General features: G+C 68.5%; 23 protein-coding genes and 1 tRNA gene. 8 read left to right on the top strand and 16 right to left on the bottom strand.

All coding sequences use genetic code 11. The features are described from left to right. Positions 1 to 70: 70 nt before the first annotated feature. Both LTH96_RS04165 and LTH96_RS04160 read right to left on the bottom strand, forming a co-directional pair. Positions 71 to 155: transfer RNA gene (locus tag LTH96_RS04165), tRNA-Leu, on the bottom strand. A gap of 107 nt (positions 156 to 262) precedes the next feature. Beyond that, a complete protein-coding gene (locus LTH96_RS04160; protein ID WP_241464505.1) occupies positions 263 to 1,354 on the bottom strand; it encodes a biotin/lipoate A/B protein ligase family protein in 1,092 nt (363 codons plus the stop codon). A gap of 277 nt (positions 1,355 to 1,631) precedes the next feature. On the opposite strand from LTH96_RS04160, the gene LTH96_RS04155 reads away from it, so the two are divergent. Next, positions 1,632 to 2,162, top strand: a complete 531-nt coding sequence (locus LTH96_RS04155) for a pyruvoyl-dependent arginine decarboxylase (RefSeq protein WP_255727100.1) — start codon at positions 1,632 to 1,634, stop codon at positions 2,160 to 2,162. Between the two features lie 40 nt (positions 2,163 to 2,202). Here the strand turns inward: LTH96_RS04155 and LTH96_RS04150 are convergent, their stop codons facing one another. The 4 genes from LTH96_RS04150 to LTH96_RS04135 form a co-directional block, all read right to left on the bottom strand. Next, the gene (locus tag LTH96_RS04150; RefSeq protein ID WP_241464503.1) at positions 2,203 to 2,880 is read right to left on the bottom strand and encodes a hypothetical protein; all 678 of its coding nucleotides are present in this window, start codon (positions 2,878 to 2,880) and stop codon (positions 2,203 to 2,205) included. 118 nt (positions 2,881 to 2,998) lie between these two features. Next, positions 2,999 to 3,256, bottom strand: a complete 258-nt coding sequence (locus tag LTH96_RS04145; RefSeq protein ID WP_036474713.1) for a type B 50S ribosomal protein L31 — start codon at positions 3,254 to 3,256, stop codon at positions 2,999 to 3,001. A gap of 81 nt (positions 3,257 to 3,337) precedes the next feature. After that, complete coding sequence (locus tag LTH96_RS04140; RefSeq protein ID WP_241464502.1) at positions 3,338 to 4,393, bottom strand: sulfite exporter TauE/SafE family protein; 1,056 nt, start codon at positions 4,391 to 4,393, stop codon at positions 3,338 to 3,340. Continuing rightward, complete coding sequence (locus LTH96_RS04135; protein WP_241464501.1) at positions 4,393 to 5,241, bottom strand: ABC transporter ATP-binding protein; 849 nt, start codon at positions 5,239 to 5,241, stop codon at positions 4,393 to 4,395. Before LTH96_RS04135 ends, LTH96_RS04140 begins: the two co-directional genes overlap by 1 nt. Positions 5,242 to 5,289: 48 nt before the next feature. Between LTH96_RS04135 and serB the strand changes: the two genes are divergently transcribed. From serB to pgl, 7 genes are all read left to right on the top strand, one after another. Then, entirely contained in the window at positions 5,290 to 6,282 is a 993-nt protein-coding gene (serB, locus tag LTH96_RS04130; protein WP_241464500.1) for a phosphoserine phosphatase SerB, read from the top strand. 129 nt (positions 6,283 to 6,411) lie between these two features. After that, the gene (gene tkt, locus LTH96_RS04125) at positions 6,412 to 8,574 is read left to right on the top strand and encodes a transketolase (protein ID WP_255727994.1); all 2,163 of its coding nucleotides are present in this window, start codon (positions 6,412 to 6,414) and stop codon (positions 8,572 to 8,574) included. Positions 8,575 to 8,643: 69 nt separating this feature from the next. Continuing rightward, complete coding sequence (gene tal / locus LTH96_RS04120; protein ID WP_241464498.1) at positions 8,644 to 9,765, top strand: transaldolase; 1,122 nt, start codon at positions 8,644 to 8,646, stop codon at positions 9,763 to 9,765. Between the two features lie 221 nt (positions 9,766 to 9,986). After that, positions 9,987 to 11,636, top strand: coding sequence for a glucose-6-phosphate isomerase (locus LTH96_RS04115; protein WP_241464497.1), 1,650 nt, complete (start codon positions 9,987 to 9,989; stop codon positions 11,634 to 11,636). Between the two features lie 155 nt (positions 11,637 to 11,791). Continuing rightward, positions 11,792 to 13,261, top strand: coding sequence for a glucose-6-phosphate dehydrogenase (gene zwf, locus LTH96_RS04110; RefSeq protein WP_241465072.1), 1,470 nt, complete (start codon positions 11,792 to 11,794; stop codon positions 13,259 to 13,261). A gap of 10 nt (positions 13,262 to 13,271) precedes the next feature. Next, a complete protein-coding gene (locus LTH96_RS04105) occupies positions 13,272 to 14,234 on the top strand; it encodes a glucose-6-phosphate dehydrogenase assembly protein OpcA (RefSeq protein ID WP_241464496.1) in 963 nt (320 codons plus the stop codon). Between the two features lie 72 nt (positions 14,235 to 14,306). Then, on the top strand, positions 14,307 to 15,125 hold the full coding sequence (pgl, locus tag LTH96_RS04100) for a 6-phosphogluconolactonase (RefSeq protein ID WP_241464495.1): 819 nt from the start codon (positions 14,307 to 14,309) through the stop codon (positions 15,123 to 15,125). Between the two features lie 136 nt (positions 15,126 to 15,261). On the opposite strand, the gene secG is transcribed toward pgl, so the two are convergent. The 10 genes from secG to LTH96_RS04050 form a co-directional block, all read right to left on the bottom strand. After that, the gene (secG, locus tag LTH96_RS04095; protein ID WP_241464494.1) at positions 15,262 to 15,513 is read right to left on the bottom strand and encodes a preprotein translocase subunit SecG; all 252 of its coding nucleotides are present in this window, start codon (positions 15,511 to 15,513) and stop codon (positions 15,262 to 15,264) included. A 70-nt stretch (positions 15,514 to 15,583) separates the two neighbouring features. After that, a complete protein-coding gene (gene tpiA / locus LTH96_RS04090) occupies positions 15,584 to 16,408 on the bottom strand; it encodes a triose-phosphate isomerase (RefSeq protein ID WP_241464493.1) in 825 nt (274 codons plus the stop codon). Between the two features lie 114 nt (positions 16,409 to 16,522). Then, on the bottom strand, positions 16,523 to 17,749 hold the full coding sequence (pgk, locus tag LTH96_RS04085) for a phosphoglycerate kinase (RefSeq protein WP_241464492.1): 1,227 nt from the start codon (positions 17,747 to 17,749) through the stop codon (positions 16,523 to 16,525). 209 nt (positions 17,750 to 17,958) lie between these two features. Continuing rightward, complete coding sequence (gap, locus tag LTH96_RS04080) at positions 17,959 to 18,963, bottom strand: type I glyceraldehyde-3-phosphate dehydrogenase (RefSeq protein ID WP_241464491.1); 1,005 nt, start codon at positions 18,961 to 18,963, stop codon at positions 17,959 to 17,961. 319 nt (positions 18,964 to 19,282) lie between these two features. Further along, positions 19,283 to 19,906, bottom strand: a complete 624-nt coding sequence (locus tag LTH96_RS04075) for a superoxide dismutase (RefSeq protein ID WP_241464490.1) — start codon at positions 19,904 to 19,906, stop codon at positions 19,283 to 19,285. 146 nt (positions 19,907 to 20,052) lie between these two features. Continuing rightward, the gene (gene whiA, locus LTH96_RS04070; protein ID WP_241464489.1) at positions 20,053 to 21,033 is read right to left on the bottom strand and encodes a DNA-binding protein WhiA; all 981 of its coding nucleotides are present in this window, start codon (positions 21,031 to 21,033) and stop codon (positions 20,053 to 20,055) included. Between the two features lie 174 nt (positions 21,034 to 21,207). Continuing rightward, positions 21,208 to 22,218 (bottom strand): uridine diphosphate-N-acetylglucosamine-binding protein YvcK, encoded by a 1,011-nt coding sequence (gene yvcK, locus LTH96_RS04065; RefSeq protein WP_241464488.1) that lies wholly within the window; start codon positions 22,216 to 22,218, stop codon positions 21,208 to 21,210. A gap of 2 nt (positions 22,219 to 22,220) precedes the next feature. Beyond that, the gene (gene rapZ / locus LTH96_RS04060; protein WP_241464487.1) at positions 22,221 to 23,114 is read right to left on the bottom strand and encodes an RNase adapter RapZ; all 894 of its coding nucleotides are present in this window, start codon (positions 23,112 to 23,114) and stop codon (positions 22,221 to 22,223) included. A gap of 69 nt (positions 23,115 to 23,183) precedes the next feature. Next, complete coding sequence (gene uvrC / locus LTH96_RS04055; RefSeq protein ID WP_241464486.1) at positions 23,184 to 25,229, bottom strand: excinuclease ABC subunit UvrC; 2,046 nt, start codon at positions 25,227 to 25,229, stop codon at positions 23,184 to 23,186. Next, positions 25,222 to 25,932: a lysophospholipid acyltransferase family protein gene (locus tag LTH96_RS04050; protein WP_370644383.1), complete on the bottom strand. Its 711-nt coding sequence runs from the start codon at positions 25,930 to 25,932 to the stop codon at positions 25,222 to 25,224. Before LTH96_RS04050 ends, uvrC begins: the two co-directional genes overlap by 8 nt. Between the last annotated feature and the right edge of the window lie 78 nt (positions 25,933 to 26,010).

The raw sequence follows: 26,010 nt of genomic DNA, 5'->3' as shown, positions 1-26,010 counted from the left end.
GCAAGCAAAAGACCCCGGCCGACATGGATTGCTCCATGTCAGACCGGGGTCTTTGCTTCGTTCTCAGATGTGCGCGGAAGGGGACTTGAACCCCTACCCTCTTTACGAGGACTAGCACCTCAAGCTAGCGCGTCTACCTATTCCGCCACCCGCGCATCTTGTTTTTGCCTCAGAGGCAACGACAAGAAACATTAGCACGACGCTGAACTGGACCGCGAATCGTGGACCTCAGCCCCGTCGTCGGACTCTGTATCCTCCCAGCTCAGGGGACTCTGGCGGTCCATTCCGGAGTGCTGAACTTCTCCTTCACCAGCTGTTCGGCGCGGGCCAGCTCCTCGGGACGGATCTCGGCGATCCGCGCCCCGTACTTGGTGGCGAAGGTCTGCACGAACGCGTCCAGGATCTCCGCTCGGGCCAGCCCGGTCTGGCTGCGCAGCGGATCCACCCGCTTCGCTGCGGAGGTGATCCCCTTGTCGGAGATCTTCTCCCGCCCGATGCGCAGCACCTGGAGCATGTCGTCGGCGTTCATGTCGTAGCTCATGGTCACGTGGTGCACCATTCCGCCGCTGGCCAGTCGCTTCTGCGCGGCCCCGCCGATCTTGCCCTCGGTGGAGACGATGTCGTTGAGCGGCTTATACGAGGCGGTGATCCCGATCGAGGTCAGCGCCTCCATCGCCCAGGCGTCCAGGAACGGGTAGGAGTCGGCGAAGCTGAGCCCGTCCACCAGGGACTGCGGCACCGAGAGCGAGTAGGTGACGAAGCTGCCCTCGTCCATGTACATCGCTCCCCCGCCGGTGATCCGCCGCACCACGGTGGCGTCGAGCCGCTCGGCGGCCTCGGAGTCGACCTCGTTGACCAGGGACTGGAAGGAACCGATCACCACGGCCCGGCCGGCGTAGTCCCACATCCGCATCAGCGGCGGCCGGGTGCCGCGGCCCACCTCCTCGGTGAGGACCTGATCCAGCGCCACGTGCATCTCCACGGGCATCTGCACCGCCGGCATGACCTCCCAGTCGTGGTCCTCCCAGCGGGTGGCATGGCCCAGGGCGCGGCGCACCGCGGTGGCGATGGCGTATTCGTCGAAGCCGAACATATGGGCCTCCGCGGGCAGCTCGGCGCGCACGGATTCGGCGATCTCCTCCCGGGTGGCGCGGGTCGGCAGCCCGATCAGCGCGGCATTGAGCGAGTCCAGCGCCTCATCGGGCTCCAGGAAGAAGTCCCCGTTGACCGAGGCGGCGGTGATGCGCGCGTCGCGCGGGTGGGTGCGGGGATCAAGGTCGGAGTGGAGGTCGACGACGACGAGCTTGCCGCCCACGACCTTGTACTCCCCGTGCTGCTGATGCGTGTCCGTCATGGGGCAATCCTATTCCTGCCGGTGATAGGGCGAGCAGGGGCAGGAATGTTTCACCACCGGGAATCACGGGGGTTCCCCCGTAGTCCACGCGGGGGTTCGCCCATCACTGTGATGCAGGGCCGGCCTCCCGACCTAGCGTGGTCAGTGCACCGTGACAGGCGTCCCTCCGTTCCAGGGGCGCCCTGAACATCTGCGATGTCGGACCTCGGGGAGCTGCAGAGCCGACGGGCATGCACCGTCCCCGTGATCGACAGAGCCCCACGTTTGGAGTAGATCTATGAAAATTGGCAACCGCATACCCTGTGATTACTTCGAGACGCAGGGGAAGGGTGAGAGTGATGTGACCATCCACGCGGGGTCCTACCACCTGGCACTCCACGACGCCGGGATCGAGATGGCGAACATCATGACGTACAGCTCGATCCTGCCGAAGACTGCGGTGCTGAAGGAGTATCCCGGTCGCAAGGCGATCGCCCATGGCGAGGTGATGGAGTCCATCGTGGCTGAGTTCTCGTGCGGCCCCGGCGAGCGGGCCACCGCAGGGATCATCTACGGACTGCTCCACGATGAGAACGGGGAGAAGCAGGGCGGCCTGGTGTGCGAGTTCGGCGGGGGGATGGGCGAGGAGGACGTCAAACCTCATCTTCGCGACATGCTCGATGAGCTGTACTACAACGGCTACCAGCACTTCGAGCTGAGCGGCATCCGCTACATCGTGGAGTCGATCGTCCCCTCCAAGGCCTATGGCACCGCGATCGCGGCGCTGTGCTTCATGAACTACATCTACCCGGTGGTCGCTGACGACTGAGAGCACCCGCGCAGCGGTGACCCTGCAGGACAGCTCCGGGTCAGCCAGGCTCGCACTGCGCACCGGCGCCGTCGTCGCTTCCAGCCCACACGACGCCGCCTCCGGGGCAGAGCGCCACTTCGAACGCCATCCCCTCCCGCTGGGCCCGCAGGTGGCGTCCGTCGTCCTCGATCACCTCCCAGCCCGCCTCGGGCAGCGCTGCACGATAGTGCTCGAGCACATCGACCTCTTCGGAGACCACCAAGCTGCGGTCACAGCCATCGACCCCACTGGCGCCGCCGGCGCCGAAGTATCCGATGTGTTCGATGGAGTCGAATGCCCGCTGGGACTCACGCTCTGCAGCGGCAGCGGGCTCACCCGAACCCTCGGTCACGCATTGCGGAACGGCGTCGTACTGGGCCTCAGTCTTCTGCTGGAGCGCCAAGGGGGTGAGAGCAAGCATCCCGATCAGCATCAGGACCGGGATGGCGACGGCCGTCCACCGCATCCACGGTCGCGGTGAGAGCACCAGGGCGAACACGGCGACGACCCCGACCAGCACGAGAGCTGCTCCGGAGAGGCCGGCCGTAAATCCCCAGACCAGGCCCTCGACTGCACTATGCGTGATGATGCCGTACTCAGCCGTGAAACTGTGATGGACCAATACCCCCAGCAGCGCCAGCGCTGCCGCTGCCACGAGCAGCACCGCCGCGGCGGTGTTCCGGCCGGTCTTGGTCATGACTCATTCTAGTCGGCGTTGCGCCTCACTGCCCAGGGCCTTGAGACAGCAGCAGGGCCGCAGTCGAGGTGACTGCGGCCCTGCTGAGGATGCTTGAGACGCCAGAAGCGTGAACTGCCTACTTCTTGCCGCCGAAGCCCTTGAAGCGTGCGTTGAAGCGCTCGACGCGACCCTCGGAGTCCATGATGCGCTGCTTGCCCGTGTAGAACGGGTGCGAAGCGGCGGAGATCTCGACGTCGATGACCGGGTAGGTGTTGCCGTCTTCCCACTCCATGGTCTTCTTCGAGGAGGTGGTGGAGCGGGTGAGGATCTTCTCACCGGAGGCCAGGTCGTTGAAGATGACCGGCTCGTACTTGGGGTGGATATCAGACTTCATGGAGTGTGTCCTTTTCATCTGCCGCTGGATTTTGCCAGAGGCGTGGAACTGAGGGTGGGCCGAGTTTGGACCAACACAGCACTATATCAAATCGGCCGTGCCCCTGTCCGGCGCCGGTCGCGAAGAACCTAACCCTCCCGGGTGGTTGAGTTTTCCGGCGGTTACGTAGTAGCCGGAGAACTCAACCCCCCCGGGGGGTGCGAGGGGGGGGCAGGCGACGAAGAGGTTGCGCAGCATCACGAACAGCGCCACCAGGCCCAGGGTGACGATGATCATTCGCAGCACCAGCGGCGAGAGGCGGCGTCCCACCCAGGCGCCGATGAGGCCGCCCAGCGTGGAGCCCACGGCGATGACCACCACCACCTCCCAGAGGATCACGCGGTCCCCGGCTTCGCGCAGCACATAGTCCACGAACACGTAGCTGATCGCGGCGGTGAGGTTCACGACGGCGACCAGCAGGTTCTTCACGCCGTTGGCCTGTTGGATGTTGGCCATCAGGAAGATCCCGAGGATGCCCATGAGCAGGATCCCCTGCGCGGCGACGAAGTAGCCGCCGTAGATGCCGGCCGCGAAGACCAGCAGCATCAGCGCCAGGCTCACCGTGGGCATCGAGGGCCTGCCCGCCGTGGGCGCGTCACCCGCACCGGATTCGGCCGGCCGGGAAGTTCCGGCAGCCCCGGATGCTCCGGCGGCCCCGGCGTCGGACTCCCGGGCCGCGGCGCGCGCCCGGACCCAGGCCGAGAGTCTGGGCTGGGCGATGACGAAGCCCAGCGAGACCACGATCAGGATCGGGGCGACCCTCCCGAAGATCTCCTCGGGCAGGGTGATCAGCAGCGTGGCGCCGATGACGCCGCCCAGGATCGAGGCCGGCACCAGCTTCACCAGCACCGACTTCACCTGCCGGATCTCGCGCCGGTACCCCCAGGCGCCGGTGAAGTTCCCGGCGATGAGGCCCATCGCATTGGAGACCGTGGCCGAGACCGGCGGCACTCCCATGGCGACCAGCACCGGGAAGGTCACCAGGGTGCCGGAGCCGACCACCGTGTTGATCGCGCCGGCCCAGATCCCGGCCACCAGGATCAGCAGCAGCTGCGCGACGCTGAGCTCGTTCAGGAAGAAGTCAGCGAGCGCCTCCATCAACCACGAGCCTGCGACAGCCCAGCCGCCGGAGCAGCCATGGAGCCGGCCACAGCCGCCTCGGGCTGCTTCTTGAAGGCCGAATAGCGCCCGTCGCGGTGGATCAGATCAAGCTCGGTGTCAAAGGTGGTGGAGAGGTTCGCCGAGGTCATGGTCTCCTCGATCGGTCCCGCGGCGACGGTCTTGCCGTCGCGCAGCAGCAGCACGTGGGTGAAGCCGGGCGGGATCTCTTCGAGGTGGTGGGTGACCAGCACGGTGGTGGGAGCCTCTTCGCTGCGGACCAGCTCGCTGGTCCGCGCCACGAGCGCCTCGCGTCCGCCCAGGTCCAGTCCGGCGCCGGGCTCGTCGAGCAGCAGCAGCTCTGGGTCGGTCATCAGCGCCCGGGCGATCTGGACCCGCTTGCGCTCCCCCTCGGAGAGGGTGCCGAAGGGACGGTCGAAGACCGTGCCCACGCCCCACTCGTTGAGCAGCGCGAAGGCCCGGCGCTCATCGAGCTGCTCGTACTCCTCGCGCCAGCGTCCGGTGACCCCGTAGGCGGCGGTGACGACGACGTTGAGCGCCGTCTCCTGCATCGGGACCGTGGTGGTCAGCGAGTTGGAGCTGAAGCCGATCAGCGGGCGCAGCTCGAAGACGTCGACGGCGCCGAGCTGCTCATCGAGGATCGCGGCCGTACCGGTGGTCGGGAACATCCGGGCGGCGGCGATCTGCAGCAGAGTGGTCTTGCCCGCCCCGTTCGGCCCCAGAATCACCCAGCGCTCGTCCTCGTTCACCGTCCAGGAGACGTCATCGAGGAGTTTCTTGCGCCCGCGGCGCACGCTGACATTCTGGATATCGAGGACAGGGCTCATGGGCCCAACACTATCGAACCCGATGAGGCGCTATAGGCTGAACACGCTATGACTGCGCACCCTCACCATGATCTCCGCACACTTGATCTGCCCAGCCCTGATCTCCCCCACGGCACGGTGGCCATGTTGGCGGCCGCTGAGCTGGACGGGCCGCTCATCCGCTCGCTGACCCACGAGTTCTCCCGGCGCGGCGTCGTGCACAGCGTGGAGCTGCGCCAGGTCCCGCTGGGCGACGGCACCGAGGTCTCCGCCGTGCGCTGGTCCCTGACGCTCGATGACTCCGATGACTCCTACGGCTCGCAGCTGGCGGTCTCGCTGCTCGAAGACGCCGCTCATCAGCTCGAGGGCACGGTCACCCAGACGGTGCTGCCCGCCCCGCGGCGGGCCCAGCTGCACGCCGAGGACGGCCGGCTGATGCTGCTGATGGACGTGGACTCCACGCTCATCGACCAGGAGGTCATCGAGCTGCTGGCCCGCGACGCCGGCCGCGAGGCCGAGGTCGCCGAGGTCACCGAGCGCGCGATGCGCGGAGAGATCGACTTCGCGGCCTCGCTGCACCAGCGGGTCCAGGCGCTCACCGGACTGCCCGAGGGCGTGATCGATTCCACCCTCGCCGCGATCACCCCCACGCAGGGCGCCCGCGAGCTGCTCGCAGACCTGCGCCGCCGCGGCTGGCCCAGCTACGCCGTCTCCGGCGGGTTCCTCCAGGTGCTGGCTCCGCTGGCCGCTGATCTGGGACTCACCGGCTACCACGCCAATGACCTGGCCATCTCGGCGCAGGGAACCCTGGAGGGGACCGTCCGGGGCGCCGTCGTCGACCGTGCGGCCAAGAGGGAGTATCTTGAACAGTGGTCGGCGTCACAGGGGCTGCTCCCCCGCAACGTGGTCGCCGTCGGCGATGGCGCCAACGACCTGGACATGCTGGCGGCCGCCGGAGTGGGGATCGCCTTCTGCGCGAAGCCCGCACTGGCCGAGCAGGCAGACCTGGTGATCGATCACCGCTCCTTCGAGCTCATCTCCCTGGCCCTGGGGATGGGCTGAGCTGCCCGTAGACGTCGCAGCTCCAAGACCTCATACTCGCGATCATCACGCGTGAGCATTCTGCAATGCTCTGATGATCCGCCAGGAATAGCCTCTACCCCGGTAGGGTTGAACCTGCGCGGCACAACGATGTGCGCGGCCCTCGTTGTCCACCGTCCCTCACCATCTGGAGGAAACATAGTGACCGATAATGCCGTATTCACCGATCTGGACAAGCGAGCAGTCGACACGCTGCGCGTGCTGGCCGCAGACGCCGTCGAAAAGGTCGGCTCCGGCCACCCCGGCACCGCGATGTCGTTGGCCCCAGCCGCCTACCTGCTGTTCCAGAAGGTGATGAAGCACGATCCGACCGATCCCAAGTGGATCGGCCGCGACCGCTTCATCCTCTCCCCCGGTCACACCTCCCTGACCCTGTACCTGCAGCTCTACTTCTCCGGCTACGGCCTCGAGGTCGAGGACCTGGCCGCGCTGCGCACCTGGGACTCGCTCACCCCCGGCCACCCCGAGTACGGCCACACCGCCGGCGTGGAGATCACCACCGGCCCGCTGGGCCAGGGCCTGGCCTCCTCGGTCGGCTTCGCCTACGGCCAGCGCCGGATGCGCGGACTGATGGACCCCGACGCCCCCGCCGGAGAGTCCCCCTTCGACCACACCATCTGGGTCATCGCCTCCGACGGCGACCTCCAGGAGGGCGTGACCTCCGAGGCCTCCTCGCTCGCCGGGCACCAGGAGCTCGGCAACCTCGTGGTGATCTGGGACGACAACAAGATCTCCATCGAGGACGACACCGACATCTCCTTCACCGAGGACGTCCAGGCCCGCTACCGGGCCTACGGCTGGCACGTCCAGCGCGTGGACTGGATGCAGACCGGCGACTACGACGAAGACATCAACGAGCTGCACCGCGCGCTGGAGGCGGCCAAGGCCGAGACCTCCAAGCCCTCGCTCATCGCGCTGCGCACCATGATCGGCTACCCCTCGCCGAAGAAGAAGAACACCGGCGGGATCCACGGCGCCAAGCTGGGCACCGAGGAGCTCGAGGCGCTCAAGGAGCTGCTCGGCTTCGACACGTCAGCCCACTTCGCCGTGGAGGACGAGGTCATCGACCACGCCCGCAAGATCCTCACCCGCAGCGTCGAGACCCGCAAGGAATGGGACTCCAAGTACGCCTCCTGGCGCGAGGCCCACGCCGATGAGGCCAAGCTGCTGGACCGGCTCACCGCCGGCGAGCTGCCCGAGGGCTGGGAATCCCAGCTGCCGGAGTTCCCCGCCGGGGAAGAGGTCGCCACCCGCTCGGCCTCGGGCAAGGTGCTCAACGGCATCGCCGAGGTGCTGCCCGAGCTCTGGGGCGGCTCCGCCGACCTCGCCGGGTCCAACAACACCCTGCTGGCCGGCTACGACTCCTTCATCCCGGAGTCCCACTCCACCGAGAAGTTCACCGGCAACCCCTACGGGCGCAACCTGCACTTCGGGATCCGTGAGCACGCCGCGGCCGCGATCAGCAACGGCATCTCGCTGTCCACCCCGCTGCGCACCTACAACGGGACCTTCCTGATCTTCTCCGACTACCAGCGCCCCGCCATCCGGCTGGCCGCGCTGATGGGCGCGGGATCGATCTTCGTCTGGACCCATGACTCCATCGGCCTGGGCGAGGACGGCCCCACCCACCAGCCGGTGGAGCAGCTCGCCACCCTGCGCGCCATCCCGAACCTCGATGTGGTGCGTCCCGGCGACGCCAACGAGGTGGCCATCGCCTGGCGCGAGGTGCTGCGCCGCAACGACCGTCCCGCCGGTCTGGCGCTGACCCGGCAGAACATCCCCACCTACGCCCGCGGCGCCGGTGCGGCCACCGCCACCGAGTTCGGTGCGGTCGAGGGCGCGGCCAAGGGAGCCTACGTGCTCGCCGAGGCCGTCCGCGACGGCGCCGTGGTGACCCCCGACGTCGTGCTCATCGGCACCGGCTCCGAGGTCCAGCTGGCCGTGCAGGCCCGCGAAGCGCTGGCCGAGCAGAACATCGCCGCCCGGGTGGTCTCGATGACCTGCCGCGAGTGGTTCTTCGAGCAGGACGCCGCCTACCGCGAGAGCGTCATCCCGGCCGCGGTCAGGGCACGCGTCTCGGTGGAGGCCGCGTCCTCCATGGGCTGGCGCGACATCGTCGGTGACGCAGGCCGGATCATCGGCCTGGATCACTTCGGCGCCTCCGCCGACTACAAGGTGCTCTACGAGCAGTTCGGCATCACCGCCGCCGCCGTCACCGAGGCCGCCCAGGAATCCATCGCCGCCGCCTCCTAATCGCCGCCGCCTCCTGGAGGCACCCGGCGCGCAAAGACTCATCCATCACCTGGCATCAGGAGAACAGATATGACTGCAAACAAGAACACTCAGGCGCTCTCCGACCTCGGCGTCTCGATCTGGCTCGACGACCTCTCCCGCGAACGGCTGAACTCCGGCTCGCTGGCGAAGCTGATCGAGACCCACAACATCGTCGGCGTCACCACCAACCCGACCATCTTCGAGTCCGCGCTGAAGGACGGCGAGGCCTACGAGGCGCAGCTCACCGAGCTGGCCGCCGCCGGAGCCGACGCCGAGAAGGCCGTCTTCGACATCACCACCGCCGATGTGCGTGAGGCCTGCGACGTGTTCGCCGGGGTCTACGCCGCCACCGACGGCGTCGACGGCCGGGTCTCCATCGAGGTCGACCCCCGGCTGGCCCGTGACGCCGCCGGCACCATCGCCCAGGCCCGCGAGCTCTACAAGGCGGTGGACCGGGAGAACGTGCTGATCAAGATTCCCGCCACCGTCGAGGGCATCGAGGCGATCGCCGCGGTGACCGCCGAGGGGATCAGCGTCAACGTGACCCTGGTCTTCTCGCTCGAGCGCTACCGCGCGGTCATCAACGCGTTCATGCTCGGCCTGGAGAAGGCCCACTCGGACGGGATCGACATCTCGAAGATCCACTCGGTGGCCTCCTTCTTCGTCTCCCGCGTGGACGCCGAGATCGACAAGCGCCTGGAGCTCGCCGCCGAAGCGGGCAAGCCCGGCACCGAGAAGCTGAAGTCCCAGGCCGCCGTCGCCAACGCCCGACTGGCGCACCAGATCGCGGTGGAGACCTTCTCCTCCGAGCGCTGGCAGCTGCTGGCCGAGCGCGGCGGACGCCCGCAGCGGCTGCTGCTGGCCTCCACCGGCACCAAGGACCCGAACCTCTCGGACACCCTGTACGTGACCGAGCTGGCCGGCGCCGACGTGGTCAACACCATGCCGGAGAAGACCCTGCTGGCGCTGGCCGACCACGGCGTCGTCGAGAAGGACACGCTCGCCGACACCTACGTGGAGGCCAACCGGGTCCTCGACGGCATCTCCGCCGCCGGGATCAGCTACCGCGAGGTCGTCGACACCCTGGAGACCGAGGGTCTGCAGAAGTTCGAGGTCTCCTGGACTGGCCTGCTGGGCACCATCGATGATGGGCTCAAGCGCAACAGCTGAACCGTGCATGCCGGTCGGCTCGCACGCTGAGCTGATCATTCGACTGTTCACCCCGTACGGCGCCCGGCCCAGGCGGCGTCTTGATCCAGCAAGACTGGAGCAGAGACTCCCCCACCGGGCGCCGATCAGGGACAACAGCCACGTCAATCCCACCGGCCCCCTATAAGCGCAGATGCTGGCCAGGCTGAACCGAGGCGTTCGGCTGAGAAAGGAAGCACGTCATGAGCTCACTCTCCCTGACACTGACCGGAGCGGCCCGTCAGGCCGCCGAGAACCAGGTTCCAGGTCTGCTCGACCACGAATTCGCCTCCCGGCTGGCCGCCAAGGACCACACCCTCTGGGGTGTGGCCGCCGAGGACGAGGCCAGCAAGCGGCTCGGCTGGGTCTCGCTCTTCGAGGACTCCCGCGCGCTGCTGCCCAAGATCGCCGCGCTGCGCGAGGAGCTCGCCGCCGAAGGCCTCACCCGGGTGGTGCTCGCGGGCATGGGCGGGTCCTCGCTGGCGCCCGAGGTCATCTGCGCCACCGCCGGGGTCGAGCTCACCGTGCTGGACTCCACCGACCCGCAGCATGTCGCCGCCGTGATCGGCACCGACATCGAGAAGACCGTGCTCGTGGTCTCCTCGAAGTCCGGCTCCACCGTGGAGACCGACTCGCAGCGCCGGATCGTGCAGCAGGCCATGACCGAGGCCGGGATCGACGCCGTGACCCGCACCGTGATCGTCACCGACCCCGGCTCCCCGCTGGCGAAGTCCTCCGCCGAGGCCGGAGTGCGTGCGATCTTCGAGGCCGACCCCACCGTGGGCGGGCGCTACTCCGCGCTCACCGCCTTCGGTCTGGTCCCCTCCGGCCTGGCCGGTGCCGACGTGGAATCCCTGCTCGACGACGCCGAGGACTCGCTCGCGATCCTCGCCGAGGACGACGCCGACAACCCCGGCCTGCGCCTGGGTTCCGCCATCGGCGGCACCGTCCCGCTGCGCAACAAGCTCGTGATCGTCGACGCCGGCTCCCCGCTGATCGGGCTGGGCAACTGGATCGAACAGCTGGTCGCCGAGTCCACCGGCAAGAACGGCACCGGTCTGCTGCCGGTGATCGTCGCCGACGGCGAGCCCGAGCTGCACCGCGACGTCGACGACGTGCTGATCACCCAGATCATCGACGTCGAGGTCGAAGACGGCGCCTCGGTGGACAACGACGACGCCGATCTGGTGGTCAGCTCCCACGCGGTGCGCACCGGCGGCAGCCTCGGGGCGCAGTTCATGCTCTGGGAGGTCGCCACCGTGGTCGCCGGCGCGCTGCTGAGCATCAACCCCTTCGACCAGCCCGACGTGGAATCCGCCAAGACCGCCGCCCGCGGTCTGCTCGACGCGCCCGCCCCCGAGGCCGGGGACTCCGTGACCGACGGCGCCGTGGCGTTCCGCACCCTCGGCGGGTCCGCGCTGACCGACGCCGACGCGTCGAACCTGAGCGAGGCTCTGCAGGCGCTGGTGAAGGCTGTCCCGGAGGACGGCTACCTGGCGGTCACCGCGTACCTGGACCGCACCACCGAGACCCAGCTCGAAGCCATCCGCGCCCAGCTCTCCTCGCTCTCCGGACGCCCGGTGACCTTCGGCTGGGGACCCCGGTTCCTGCACTCCACCGGACAGTTCCACAAGGGCGGGCCCCATATCGGCGCCTTCCTGCAGCTGACCACCAGCTCCAGCACCGACGTCGAGGTCCCGGACCGGCCGTTCACGCTGTCGAAGCTGATCGCCGCCCAGGCCGAGGGCGACGCCCAGGTCCTGGCCGGACACGACATGCCGGTGCTGCAGGTGCACCTCAATGACCGCACCGCGGGCCTGACCCAGGTCATCGAGACCGTGGACGCCCTGTGAACGCACCCCGCACCGGCGACTCCTCGCGCACCGGGTCATCGCGGACCGGGTCATCGCGCACGAGCAGCTCCCGGAGCAGCTCCCGGGCCAAGCCGGGCAACCCGCTGCGCGATCCGCGTGACCGCCGGCTGAACCGGATCGCCGGGCCCTCGGCGATGGTGATGTTCGGCGTCACCGGGGACCTGGCGCGCAAGAAGCTGCTCCCGGCCATCTATGACCTGGCCAACCGGGGGCTGCTGCCGCCGAGCTTCTCGCTGGTCGGCTTCGGCCGGCGGGAGTGGAGTCATGAGGAGTTCGCCGCGGAGGTGCTCGAGCAGGTCAAGATCTCCGCACGCACCCACTTCGATCAGCAGGTCTGGGACCAGCTCTCCGCCGGGCTGCGCTTCGTGACCACCACCGGGTTCGACGACGACGCCGCCTATGCCCGTCTCGGGGAGACCCTGGATGAGCTCAAGGAATCGCGCGGGACCCGCGGCAATCACGCGTTCTACCTCTCGATCCCGCCGAACTCCTTCGAGATCGTCTGCGAGAAGCTCTCCTCCCACGGCCTCGCCACCGCGCAGAACAGCGTGGAGGATCCGTGGAGCCGGGTGGTCATCGAGAAGCCCTTCGGCCATGACCTGGCCTCGGCCAGGGAGCTCAACGCCGTGGTGGAGTCGGTCTTCCCGCCGGACGCGGTCTTCCGGATCGATCACTACCTGGGCAAGGAGACGGTGCAGAACCTGCTGGCGCTGCGCTTCGCGAACCAGCTCTTCGAGCCGCTCTGGAACGCCCAGTACGTGGACCACGTGCAGATCACCATGGCTGAGGACATCGGTATCGGGGGTCGGGCCAGCTACTACGACGGCGTCGGCGCGGCCCGCGACGTCATCCAGAACCACCTGCTCCAGCTGCTCGCGCTGACCGCCATGGAGGAGCCCATCTCCTTCGACGCGGAGCATCTGCGGGCCGAGAAGGAGAAGGTGCTCGGCGCCGTCCGGCTCCCCGAGGACCTCGGCGCCGCCTCGGCCCGCGGACAGTACACCTCCGGCTGGCAGGGCGGGGAGAAGGTCGTCGGGTTCTTGGACGAAGAGGGATTCAACCCGGACTCCACCACCGAGACCTTCGCCGCGCTGAAGCTGGACATCAACACCCGCCGCTGGGCCGGCGCCCCGTTCTACCTGCGCGCCGGGAAACGCCTGGGCCGTCGGGTCACCGAGATCGCGGTGATCTATAAGCGCGCCCCGAATCTGCTCTTCCAGGACCACGACGACCACGAGTTCGGTCAGAACGCCGTCGTCATCCGGGTCCAGCCTGACGAGGGCGCCACCATCCGGTTCACCTCCAAGGTGCCCGGCACCCAGATGGAGGTCCGCGACGTCACGATGGACTTCGGGTATGGCCACGCCTTCACCGAGGACAGCCCCGAGGCCTATGAACGGCTGATCCTCGATGTGCTGCTCGGCGAGCCGCCGCTGTTCCCGCGCCATGAAGAGGTCGAGCTCTCCTGGAAGATCCTGGACCCCTTCGAGGATCACTGGGCCGCCCAGAAGGCCCAGCCCGAGCCCTACGCCCCGGGCGGCTGGGGGCCGCAGTCCGCCCATGACCTGCTGGCCCGCGACGGCCGCACCTGGCGCAGGCCCTAAGGAGAATCCCGTGATCGTCGACATCGAGAACACCACCACCTCCAAGGTCTCCAAGAAGCTGCGTGAGCTGCGCGAGGACGGCGGCGTCGTCGCCCTGACCCGGGTGCTGACCCTGGTCATCCTCACCTCGAAGGACAATGCCGAGCCCGCCATCGCCGCGGCGAACCTGGCCTCCCGGGAGCATCCCTGCCGGATCATCGTGCTGGCCTCCGGGCAGGTCGCGGATGAGACCCGGCTGGATGCGCAGATCCGGGTCGGCGGTGACGCAGGCGCCTCCGAGGTGATCGTGCTGGAAGCCTCCGGCGAGCTCGCCGAGCAGACCGAGGCGATGGTCTCGGCGCTTCTGCTGCCCGACGCCCCGATCGTGGCCTGGTGGGCCGATGAGCTGCCGGAGAACGTCGGCTCCACCCCGATCGGGCGGATCGCGCACCGCCGGATCACCGATTCGGCGATGGACCCGCGCCCGCTGGAGGCGCTGCAGCGCATCTCCGCGCACTACACCGCGGGCGACACCGATCTGGCCTGGACCCGGCTGACACACTGGCGGATCCAGCTGGCCAGCATCCTGGACACTCTGGACCCCGCGGAGCTCACCGGCGTGACCGTGGAGGCCGCCGCGGACCTGCCCAGCGCGGCGCTGCTCGCGGCCTGGCTGCAGCAGGCGCTGCGGATCTCGGTCAGCCTGGTCTCCACGGCGCAACCGGTCGAGTCCGAGCTGCCGCTCACCCTAACCGCGGTCACCTTCCACCGCCCCAGCGGGGACGTGAGCCTCTCGAGGCCGCGCGGCGAGGAGATCGCCGAGCTGCGCTCCGCCGACGGACTCGTCCAAGGCGTGCCGCTGCCGGTGCGCACCCTTCAGGTGTGCCTGGCCGAGGAGCTGCGCCGGCTGGATTCCGATGAGGTCTACGGCGAGGTGCTCACCCGGGCGCTGCCGGCCACCGATCTCTCCGGCGCCTCCCCTGGATTCAACTGAGCTGCTGCGCTGTACTGACCGACATACTAGGCTCGTGGCATCAGTGACGATGCCGCGGAAGGATGCACTCCCATGACAGATTCCCCTCAGGCCGCTTCATCCCAGGCGGCGCTGGCCGCCCCGCGCACCGAGGTCTACGCCGAGAAGGACCAGCTGGTCACGGTGGTCGCCGAGCGGCTGCTCGCGGTCCTGGTCGACGCCGCACGCCACCACGGTGACGCCCATGCGGTGCTCACCGGCGGCAGCGCCGGCGTCGCCGTCCTGGCTCAGGTGGCACAGCTGGTCGCGACGCCGGGCACCGAGACTCCGCCCTGGCACAAGGTGCACTTCTGGTGGGGCGACGAGCGCCTGCTGCCCAGCGATGACCCCGAGCGCAACGCCGTGCAGGCCCACGAGGCGCTGCTCGAGGTTCTGATCGAGAAGCACGGGCTTCCCGAGGGCAACATCCACCCGATGGCCACCTCCGAAGACGCCGCAGAGCCCTTCATCGGCGCGGAGATGTACGCCTCCGAGCTGCAGGGCCACAGCGCCGAGGGCGGACGCTCCGGCCTGGCGCTCCCCCGCTTCGACGTGCTGCTGCTCGGCGTCGGCCCCGACGGTCACGTCGCCAGCCTCTTCCCGGGCAAGGCGTCGCTGCACGTCACCGAGCAGGTGACCACCAGTGAGGATGAGTCCCCGAAGCCTCCGCTGCAGCGGATCACGCTGACCTTCCCGGCGATCCACACCGCCGAGCGGGTCTGGATGGTCGTGGCCGGCGCGGACAAGGCCGAGGCCGCCGCGAAGGCGCTCACCCCTGGCACCGAGGCCACCGAGATCCCCGCGGTCAACGCCCGCGGTGCTCGGGAGACCATCTGGCACCTGGATCAGGCAGCCGCCAGCACACTCCGCTGACCCCTCCTCCCGTGTGGTTGAGTTCTCCGGCTACTACGTAACCGCCGGAGAACTCAACCGCCCGGGAGGGGTGGGCATGAGAAAAGCCCAGGTCGACCGTGGTGGTCGAGCTGGGCTTTTCTCCTGTACGGAAGCGTCAGATGTCGGCGCCCATCGGGACGATGAGTCCCAGGGCGACGATGATCAGGCCCCAGGTCACCGCCAGGGTGATGGTCAGCCGGTTCAGGTTGCGCTCTGCCACGCCGGAGGACCCCAGGGATGAGGTCACGCCGCCGCCGAACATGTCAGACATGCCTCCTCCGCGGCCTTTATGCAGGAGGATGAGCAGGATCAGCAGCAGGCTGATCACGGCGAGGATGACCTGAAGTGTGATGGTCAGTGCAGACACAGCGACCTTTCGTGATGGAACGTGGGCGAATCAGCTACCAGGATAGCCCGGAACGGGCTCAACCCTGGCCTCAGCCCTGCGCGCCGGTGTCGATGTGCTTCTCGAAGGAGGCGATCTTGCTGAACTCGTCGGTGTCCAGGCTCGCGCCGCCGACCAGGGCGCCGTCCACGTCTGCTCCGGCGAGGATCGAGGCGACGTTCTTGGACTTCACCGAACCGCCGTAGAGCACCCGGACGGTGTCGGCGAACCCTTCCGAGTACAGCTCGGCGAGCTTCGCGCGGATCGCGGCGGACATCTCCTGCGCGTCCTCCGGCCCGGCGACCTTGCCGGTGCCGATGGCCCAGACGGGCTCGTAGGCGACGACGAGCTCGCTGAGCTCCTCGGCGCTGCGGCCGGTCACCGCATCTTCGAGCTGGGCCAGGGTGTGAGCCACGTGGTTCCCGGCCTCACGGACCTCAAGGCCCTCGCCGACGCAGAGCACCGGAGCAAGTCCGTGGCGCAGCGCGGCGCTGAGCTTGGCGTTGAGCTGCTCATCGGTCTCGCCATGGACCTCGCGGCGCTCGGAGTGCCCGATGAGCACCTGGGAGCAGCCCAGCTTCTTCAGGAAGGCCCCGGAGATGTCCCCGGTGTAGGCGCCGGAGTCCTGGTCGGAGAGGTCCTGGGCGCCGTAGTCGATGCCCAGCTTGTCCCCGGTGACCAGGGTCTGCACGCCGCGCAGATCGGTGAACGGCGGGAACACCGAGACCTGCACGCGGTCGTAGTCGTGGCCGGCGTCGTTGAGGGTCCAGGCGAGCTTCTGGACCAGCGCGATCGCCTCCATGTGGTCGATGTTCATCTTCCAGTTGCCGGCGATCAGCGGGCGACGCACGAAAGCGCCATTCTTCTGAGTAGTCATGGAGAGGAGTTCCCTTTCAACGGTGATGAGATCAGCGGTTCAGTCGCCGTGACCCAGTCACAGCAACAGGGTCGCAGCAGCGAGAGTCGCAGCAACAGGGTCACGGCGCGGCGTTCAGCCCTCGAGCGCGTCGATGCCGGGCAGCGCCTTGCCTTCGAGGTATTCCAGGCTGGCGCCGCCGCCGGTGGAGATGTGCCCGAAGCTGTCCTCGTCGAAGCCCAGCGCGCGCACGGCGGCCGCCGAGTCGCCGCCGCCGACCACGGTGAACGCCTCGGTGGTGGTCAGCGCCTCGGCCACGGCGGCGGTGCCCTTGGCGAAGGCCTCCATCTCGAACACGCCCATGGGCCCGTTCCAGAAGACCGTCTTGGCCTGGGCGATCTCGGCGGCGAACGCCTTCGACGTGTCGGGCCCGATGTCCAGGCCGAGCGCCTCGGCGCCGTGCTTGCCGGATTCCAGCGCGTCGGCCGGGAGCACCTCGACCTCGGCGTCGGCGGCGAAGGCCGAGGCCATCACGATGTCGGTGGGCAGCACGATCCGGCAGTCCTGCCGCTCGGCGGCCTCCAGGAAGCCCTTGACGGTGTCGAGCTTGTCGTCCTCGACCAGGGACTTGCCGATGCCGTGGCCCTGGGCCTTGAGGAAGGTGAAGACCATGCCGCCGCCCACCAGGAGCGTGTCGGCGCGGCTCATCAGGTTCTCGATCACGGCGAGCTTGTCGGAGACCTTGGAGCCGCCCAGGACCACCGTGTAGGGACGCTGCGGAGTCTCGGTGAGCCGCTGCAGCACCAGCAGCTCGTCGCGGACCAGGTCACCCTGGTAGGCGGGCAGCTTCGCGGTGATGTCGGCCACCGAGGCGTGCCGGCGGTGCACCGCGCCGAAGGCGTCGTTGACGTAGGCGCCGTCGGTGCCGGTCAGGGCGGCGAGCTCGGCGGCGAGGCCGGCCCGCTCGGCGTCGTCCTTGGAGGTCTCGCGCGCATCGAAGCGGACGTTCTCCAGCAGCAGGATCTGACCCGGTTCGACCGCGGCGGCCTGCTCCTGGGCGCTGGGGCCGACGAGGTCATCGGCGCGCAGCACGGTGACCTCGGTGAGCTCGGACATCCGGGCGGCCACCGGGGCGAGGGAGTACTTCGGCTCGGGCTCACCCTTGGGGCGTCCCAGGTGGGCGGTGACCAGCACCCGGGCGCCGGCGGCGGCGAGCTTCTCCAGCACCGGCAGCGAGGCGCGGATCCGGCCGTCGTCGGTGACGACACCGTCTTTGAGCGGCACGTTGAGGTCGGAGCGGACGAGCACCCGGCGGCCGTTCAGGCCTTCGGAGAGCAGGGCGTCAAGGGTGGCTGCAGTCATGGGATCAGGGTACCAATCGCTGGAAGGGAGAAACAGGGAGGCGGCGGGCGCCGGAATCGGCGAGAAGAAGACGCCGACGACGACGGCGCGGTCACCGCACACAGACGCGCCGCACGCAGATGCCCCGCACACCGACACGCCGCACGGCAGAGGCCCCGGTCTCGACGAGGATTCGTCGAGCCGGGGCCCATGCGATCAGGCGAGCTGGATCAGCGGCCGACGTGCGCGGTCATGTCCACCAGGCGGGCGGAGTAGCCGTACTCGTTGTCGTACCAGCCGAAGACCTTGACGGTCTTGCCGATGACCTTGGTCAGCGGTGCGTCGAAGATCGTGGAGTGCGGATCGCCGACGATGTCGGAGGAGACCAGCGGATCCTCGCTGTAGTGCAGGATGCCCTTGAGCGGGCCCTCGGCGGCCTTCTTGAAGGCGGCGTTGACGTCTTCAGCCGTCACGCCCTCCTTTTCGATGGCGATGGTGAGGTCGGTGCCCGACCCGGTGATGACCGGGACGCGGAGGGCGTAGCCGTCGAGCTTGCCGTCCACCTCGGGGATGACCAGACCGATGGCGGCGGCCGCACCGGTGGAGGTGGGGACCATGTTCACGGCGGCGGCGCGTGCACGGCGGGGATCCTTGTGCGGGGCGTCGTGCAGGCGCTGGTCACCGGTGTAGGCGTGGACCGTGGTCATCAGGCCCTCGACGAGACCGAACTCGTCGTTGAGCACCTTGACCAGCGGAGCCAGGCAGTTGGTGGTGCAGGAGGCGTTGGAGACCACGGTGTGGTTCTCCGAGTCATAGGTGTCCTCGTTGATGCCCATGACCAGGGTCGCATCGACGCCCTTGCCCGGTGCCGAGAGGACGACCTTCTTGGCGCCGGCATCGAGGTGCTTGCCGGCGGACTCCTTGGTGGTGAAGAAGCCTGTGCACTCGAGCACGACGTCGACGCCGAGCTCGGCCCAGGGCAGGTTCGCCGGGTCCTTGTCGGAGAGGATCTTGATCCGGCGGTCACCGGCGACGAGGGTGTCACCGTCGAGGGAGACATCGGCCGGGAAGCGACCCATGACGGAGTCGTACTTGGTCAGGTTCACCAGCTGGGCGGGGTCGGTGAGATCGTTGATCGCCACGAGCTCGAGGTCGGTGCGGCCGGTGTTCTCCAGCACGCGCAGCACGGTGCGTCCGATACGTCCAAAACCATTGATCGCGATTTTTGTCGCCATGAGGTTCCTCTCTTGACAGTGGGACCGCAGTTCCTGCGGGCCTTGGGGCCGTTCTTGCAGAGGCAGACCTGGAGCTTCTCACTCCGGACGAAAAAGCCCTTAGACACACGTTGGGGATCAGCAGCTCGACCGTAGTCGAACCGCTGACCCCCAACAACATCGTTGTTCATCAGGCTGTCTGCAGAACGTGATTTTCAGTTTTCTCGTAGATCATTCAACCATGTCGACATGGCTGGCCCCAACATCCTGGGGCCGGTTCTGCCTGGGAGGACGGTCACACCGTCCGTGCCGGACAGTCACACCGTCGGTGCCGAAGCGATCAGGGAGTGAGCAGCTTCGAGGCGCCCGAGCGGGCGGCCTCCAGACGTGCGGCGACGTCGCTCCAGTTGATGATGTTCCAGAAGGCCTTCACGTAGTCGGGCTTGACGTTCTGGTAGTCCAGGTAGAAGGCGTGCTCCCACATGTCGAGCATCAGCAGCGGGATGGTGCCCACGGGCACGCCGTTCTGCTGGTCGTAGAACTGCTCGATGACGATGTTGCCGCCGATGGGCTCGTAGGCGAGGATCGCCCAGCCGGAGCCCTGGATGGTCAGCGCGGCGGAGGTGAACTGGGCCTGGAACGCCTCGAAGGAGCCGAAGTACTCGTCGATGGCTGCTGCCAGCTCGCCCTCGGGGCGCTCCTGGCCCTCTGGGGAGAGGTTCTTCCAGAAGATCGAGTGGTTGGTGTGCCCGCCGAGGTTGAACTGCAGGTCCTTGAGAAGCTTCGGAGTCGTGGCGTAGTCGCCCTTCTCGCGGGCTTCGGCCAGCTTCTCCAGCGCGGTGTTGGCGCCGGTGACGTAGGTCTGGTGGTGCTTGGAGTGGTGCAGCTCCATGATGCGGGCCGAGATGTGCGGCTCCAGCGCGGAGTAGTCGTAGTCCAATTCAGGAAGTGTGAAGTCAGTCAAAATGTCCTCCTAGACACGGGGGTTCGTCGAGGCCAGCTGCACCTCGGCTCGGTCCTCATCCTATGCCGTGGGCGCATCACCAGAAAGGGGGATGACGTCCATGACCTGAAGTGTTCACCACTGGAGTAACTGCGGTGAGCTGGGCCTCAGCCTTCGAGCATGTCCGGGGTGACGCTGGACTCGGTGCCCGGGATCTTCAGCTCAGAGGCCTTCTTGTCCGCCATGGCCAGCAGCCGGCGGATGCGTCCGGCGATGGCGTCCTTGGTCATCGGCGGGTCCGCGAGCCGGCCCAGCTCGTCCAGGGAGGCCTGCTTGTGCGCCAGCCGCAGCTCTCCGGCGTATTTGAGGTGGTGCGGGGCCTCGTCGCCGAGGATCTCCAGGGCGCGCTGCACCCGGGCGCCGGCGGCGACGGCGGCCTGGGCCGAGCGGCGCAGGTTGGCGTCGTCGAAGTTCGCCAGCCGGTTGGCGGTGGCGCGGACCTCTTTGCGCATCCGGCGCTCCTCCCAGACCAGCAGGGTCTGGTGGGCGCCCATGAGGGTGAGCAGCTTGGCGATGGAGTCGCCGTCGCGGATCACCACCCGGTCCACGTTGCGCACCTCGCGGGCCTTGGCGGGGATGCCGAGCCGGCGGGCGGAGCCCACCAGGGCCAGGGCGGCCTCGGGGCCGGGGCAGGTGACCTCCAGGGAGGAGGAGCGGCCGGGCTCGGTGAGCGAGCCGTGGGCCAGGAAGGCGCCGCGCCAGGCGGAGACGGCGTCGGCCATGGAGCCGTTGACGACGACGGAGGGCAGGCCGCGCACGGGGCGGCCGCGGGCGTCGAGCAGGCCGGTCTGCCGGGCCAGCGCCTCGCCGTCGCGGACCACGCGCACCACATAGCGGGAGCCGCGCTTGAGCCCGTTGCCGGAGACCACGATGACCTCGGGGTTGTGCCCGTAGACCTCGGTGACGGTGGTCTTGAGCCGCCGCGCGGTGGCGGCGTGGTCCAGCTCGGCCTCGATCACGATCCGACCAGAGATGATGTGCAGTCCTCCGGCGAAGCGGAGCATGGCCGAAACCTCGGCCTTCCGCTCGGATGTCGTCTTGACGTGCTGGCGGGAAAGCTCTTCTTTGACCGACTCGGTCAGCGCCATATGTGTTGTCCTCTGGTCTTCGTCTGATGCAGATCGGTCATCGTACCCAATGCCCCTGAGCGGGAATCCGCTCAGAGCCACCCTTGCTCAATTCACAGGCGCTCCCGCTCGGTCCACGGTCGCTCGGTCCACGGTCGCTCGGTCCACGGTCGCTCGGTCCACGGGCGCTCCGGTTCAGTCGCCGAAGACCTCGCTGAAGGCGATGGCCAGCCGCAGCGGGTCATGCACATCCGGCTGACCCGCCTTCGCGACGTCGTGATACCTCACCTTCGCGCCGAGCAGCTCCGCTGCTTCGGCGAACTCCTCGCGCTCCTGGAGGGGAACCGACGTGGGGTCCGCGATGATGCGGTGCACGCGCAGCCCGGGGGCGTAGTGATGAAGAACTCGCAGATGTTCTGCGGGACTCATGCCGGCGGTCTCGTCGGTGTGAGGTGTGAGGTTCATCACGATACACCGCCGGGCCTCGGTCTCATAGAGAGCGTCCCGGAGCTCCGGCAGGAGCAGATGCGGCAGCACCGAGGTATACCAGGAGCCAGGACCTAACACTACCCAATCACTGAGCTCGATGGCGGTGAGCGCCTCGGCGCAGGCCGAGGCCTCGGCCGGGTGCAGCTGGACATCGCGCAGCCGGCCCAGGCTGCCCGCCGTCGCCAGCGCCACCTGGGAGGAGAGCCGATCGCCGTTGTTGAACGGCGGCTCGGACCCGGACTCACCCTCCATGGGTTCCACCACCCCGGACATGGTCAGCGGCTGCCGGGACATCGGCAGCACCTGGCCGCGGGCTCCGAGCAGGGTCCCGGCCCAGCGCAGGCCCTCCACGGAGTCGCCGATGAGCTCCCAGAGCGCGACGATGAGCAGGTTGCCCATCGCGTGGTCGTCGAGGCTGCCGGTGACGCCCTCGCGGGAGCGGAACCGGTGCTGCATGACCTGGGCCCAGGTGCGGCCCCATTCGGTGTCGTCGCACAGCGCGGCGAGCGCCATCCGGAGGTCCCCGGGGGGCAGCACGTCCATGTCTTCGCGGAGCCGGCCGGAGGAGCCGCCGTCGTCGGCCACGGTGACGATGGCGGTGAGGTGCTCAGCGGCGATGACGCGCAGCGCCGAGAGCGTGGCGGAGAGCCCGTGGCCTCCGCCGAGGGCGGAGACGCGGAAGGAGCCGCGCGGCTGCGGCTGGGCGATCTGGCTCACCCCTACTCACGTCCCAGATCACGGTGGATGGTGTTCACCGTGACGTTGGGCAGCTGGTCCAGCCGGCGGGCGAGCTCCTCGGAGACCGCGACCGAGCGGTGCTTGCCGCCGGTGCAGCCCACCGCGATGTTGGCGTAGTGCTTGTTCTCCCGCCGGTAGCCCTCGATGACCGGGCGCAGCGATTCGACGTAGTTGGCCAGGAAGTCGCCGGTGCCCTCATTGCCCAGCACGTACTCGCTGACCTGGGAGTCCAGGCCGGTGAAGGCGCGCAGCTCGGGCACCCAGTGCGGGTTGGGAATGAAGCGCATGTCGGCGATGAAGTTGGCGTCGGCGGGGACCCCGTATTTGAAGCCGAAGCTCATCACGTTGAGCCGGAGCTGGACCGGGCCGTCCTCGTTGAAGATCTCGGTGATCTCCCGGGCCAGGCCGTGGACGTTGAGGTCGGTGGTGTCGAGCACGATCTCGGCGGCGGACTTGACGTCCTTGAGCAGGTCACGCTCGGCGGTGATGCCGTCGAGGATCCGCCCGGAGCCCTGCAGCGGGTGCGGGCGGCGGCCCTGTTCGAAGCGGCGGACCAGCAGCGCGTCGGAGGAGTCCAGGAAGAGCATCCGGTAGGTCACGCCGGTGGCCTTGAGCTGCTCCAGGGCGCCGAGCATGTCGGAGAACAGCGCGCGGGTGCGCACGTCGATGACCACGGCGAGCTTCTCCATGGATCCGGGGTGCCGGGAGATGATGTCGATCATGGTGGTGATGAGCTCCGGCGGGAGCCCCTCGACCACGTACCAGCCGAGATCCTCTAAGGCGTGGGCGGCCGTGGTTCGGCCGGCACCGGACATGCCGGTGACGATCAACAGTTCGTTCTCGGGAGGCTTCACCGGGGTCAGACCAACATCCATGCTGAAGAGCCTATCTGGCTGGCACGAATCGGGTGAAGCCCCGGTTCAGGCCACTGTTGAGGCCCTGCGTCAGGCCGGGCCCTTCGCCGGTGCGGGGGCCTCGGCGGTGAGGTGGTCGAGGATCTTCTGCGCGGTGTCGCGGCCCAGCCCGGGGACCTCGATGATCTCCTCCAGGCTGGCCTTCTTCAGGTTCGCGACGGAGCCGAAGTGTGCGACGACGGCGGCGCGGCGGCTCGGCCCCAGGCCCGGCACCTCATCCAGCGCAGACGCGGTCATCGCCTTGGACCGCTTGGAGCGGTGGTAGGCGATGGCGAACCGGTGGGCCTCGTCGCGGATCCGCTGGAGCATGTAGAGCGCCTCGGAGGAGCGCGGCAGCACCAGCGGGAAGTCGTCCCCGGGCAGCCAGACCTCTTCGAGCCGCTTGGCCAGTCCGACGACGGGCAGGTCGGTGATCCCGAGGTCATCGAGTGCCTGCCGGGCCACGTTGACCTGCGGCTGGCCGCCGTCGACCACGACCAGGCTGGGCGGGTAGGCGAAGCGTTCGGCCTCGCGCTCGACCACCGTGGAGTCCCTGGCCTCGGCGGCTTCAGCAGGCTCCCCCGCCGCCGCAACAGAACTCACGGGTTCCGCTGTCACAGGCTCCGCTGGCGCAGGCTCCGCGAACTCGGCCACCGGCACCGCGGCGTCGGACTGGGCCTGGTCCTTCAGGTGTCGGGCGAAGCGGCGGGTGATCACGTCGTACATCGCGGAGGTGTCATCGCGGGCGGCGTCGCCCTTGATCGAGAAGCGCCGGTAGTCGCGCTTCTTCGCGAGCCCGTCCTCGAGCACCACCATCGAGGCGACCACGTTGGTGCCGGAGGTGTGCGAGATGTCGAAGCATTCGATGCGCAGCAGCGGCTCGGCGGCGCCGAGCGCCTCCTGCAGGTCGCGCAGCGCGGCGGACCGGGTGGTGATGTCGGAGTTGCGCCGGGCCTTGTGCAGGGCCAGCGCCTGGGATGCGTTCTCCTGCACGGTGCCCAGCAGGGCGGCCTTGTCGCCGCGCTGGGGCACGCGCAGGCTGATCTGCGCCCGACCCTCGCCCGAGTCGCTGCGCAGCTGGCGCAGCCAGGCGGTCATCTCCTCGGCATTGTCCGGCAGGGCGGGGACCAGCACCTCGGGCGGGATCCGTTCGGTGTCGGCCATGGAGCCGTAGACCTGCATCAGGAGCTGCTCGACCATCGCGCCGGCGTCGGTGTCCTCGACCTTCTCCACGACCCAGCCGCGCTGACCGCGGATCCGGCCCTGCCGGACGTGGAAGACCTGGGCGGCTGCTTCGAGCTCGTCCTCGGCGAAGGCGAAGATGTCGGCCTCGGTGTCCTCCGAGAGCACCACGGAGTTTCGTTCGAAGACCCGCCGGATGGCCTCGAGGTCGTCGCGGTGCCGGCCGGCGTCCTCGTAGCGCAGCTCGGCCACGGCGGCCTTCATCTCGTTGGTGATCCGGCGGACCTGCGGGCCGGGGCGCCCGGCCATCACCTCGCAGAACTCCTCGGCGAGCCTGCGGTGGTCTTCTTCGCTGATCTCCCCCACGCAGGGCGCAGCGCACTTGCCGATGTAGCCCAGCAGGCAGGGCCGGCCGGAGGCCTTGGCGCGCTTGAACACCCCGGCGGAGCAGCTGCGCACCGGGAAGACCCGCAGCATGGTGTCCACGGTCTCGCGGATCGCCTTGGCCGGGTAGAAGGGTCCGAAGTACTTCACCCCGGGCTTCTTGTCCCCGCGCATCACCTGGACCCGCGGGTACTTCTCGTTCATGGTGACCGCGAGGTAGGGGTAGGACTTGTCGTCGCGGTACATGATGTTGAACCGCGGGGTGTGCTGCTTGATCCAGGTGTATTCGAGCTGGATCGCCTCGAGCTCGGAGCCGACCACGGTCCACTCCACGCTGGAGGCGGCGTGCACCATGGCGTAGGTCTTCGGGTGCAGGGTGGCGACCCGGGAAAAGTAGGAGTTCAGCCGGGCGCGCAGGTTCTTGGCCTTGCCCACGTAGACCACCCGGCCGTGCGGGTCGATGAAGCGGTAGACCCCGGGGTTGGTGGGGATCTCCCCGGTGCGAGGTCGGTAGGAGGTGGGGTCAGCCATCGGCCTCGGCGGGCGGCGCGTTGTAGCTGGCTACCCGCTCCTGGCCGCTGAGCGCGGCGATGGCGTCCATGATCTGCTCGGTGGCCGCCCGGCGGGCCGGCAGCGGGTGCTTCTTGCCCAGCTGCGGGAACTGCAGCGGCTCCCCCACGTGCATCTCGAACTTCCGTGGTCGGACCATCCTGGAGTCCGGCTTCTGCAGCGCCTCGGTGCCGCGCAGCCCGACCGGGATCACGGGCAGCCCGGTGGCCACGGCGAGCCAGCCGACCCCGTTCTTGCCGCGGTAGAGCCGGCCGTCGCGGCTGCGGGTGCCCTCGGGGTAGATCCCGACGCCGTGGCCCGCCTGCGCGATGGCGCCCAGCTCGAAGAGCGCCTCCACCGAGGCGGACTGGCGCTGGCGCTCCACCGGGACCGAGCCGACGGATTCGAAGAACAGCTTCATCGCGCGGCCCTTGACCCCGGTCTGATTGAAGTACTCGGCCTTGGCGAAGAAGCTCACGGTGCGCGGGAAGAGCGCCTGGATCAGCACCGAGTCCAGGAAGGAGAGGTGGTTGGAGGCGACGATGAACCCGCCCTCGGCGGGGGTGTTCTCCAGCCCGGTGATCACGGGCCGGCAGGACAGCTTCACGGCGATCTCGAAGGTCTTGCGGACCGCATCATTGGTGGCGACGCGCTCAGACTCCTGCGCCTCGGGGGTGGTGCTCACCTGGTGCCTCCGCTTACTCGCTGATCAGCGACGTAGTCCTGCTGTGTGACGTGGGTGCCGCTCTGTGAACTGGCCCAC

Origin of the sequence: Nesterenkonia sp. LB17 (genome assembly GCF_022565915.1) — a bacterium.
In the GTDB taxonomy this organism is placed as follows: domain Bacteria; phylum Actinomycetota; class Actinomycetes; order Actinomycetales; family Micrococcaceae; genus Nesterenkonia.
The sequence above is the reverse complement of the archived record's forward strand: the minus strand, read 5'-3'. Positions and strand labels throughout refer to the sequence as shown.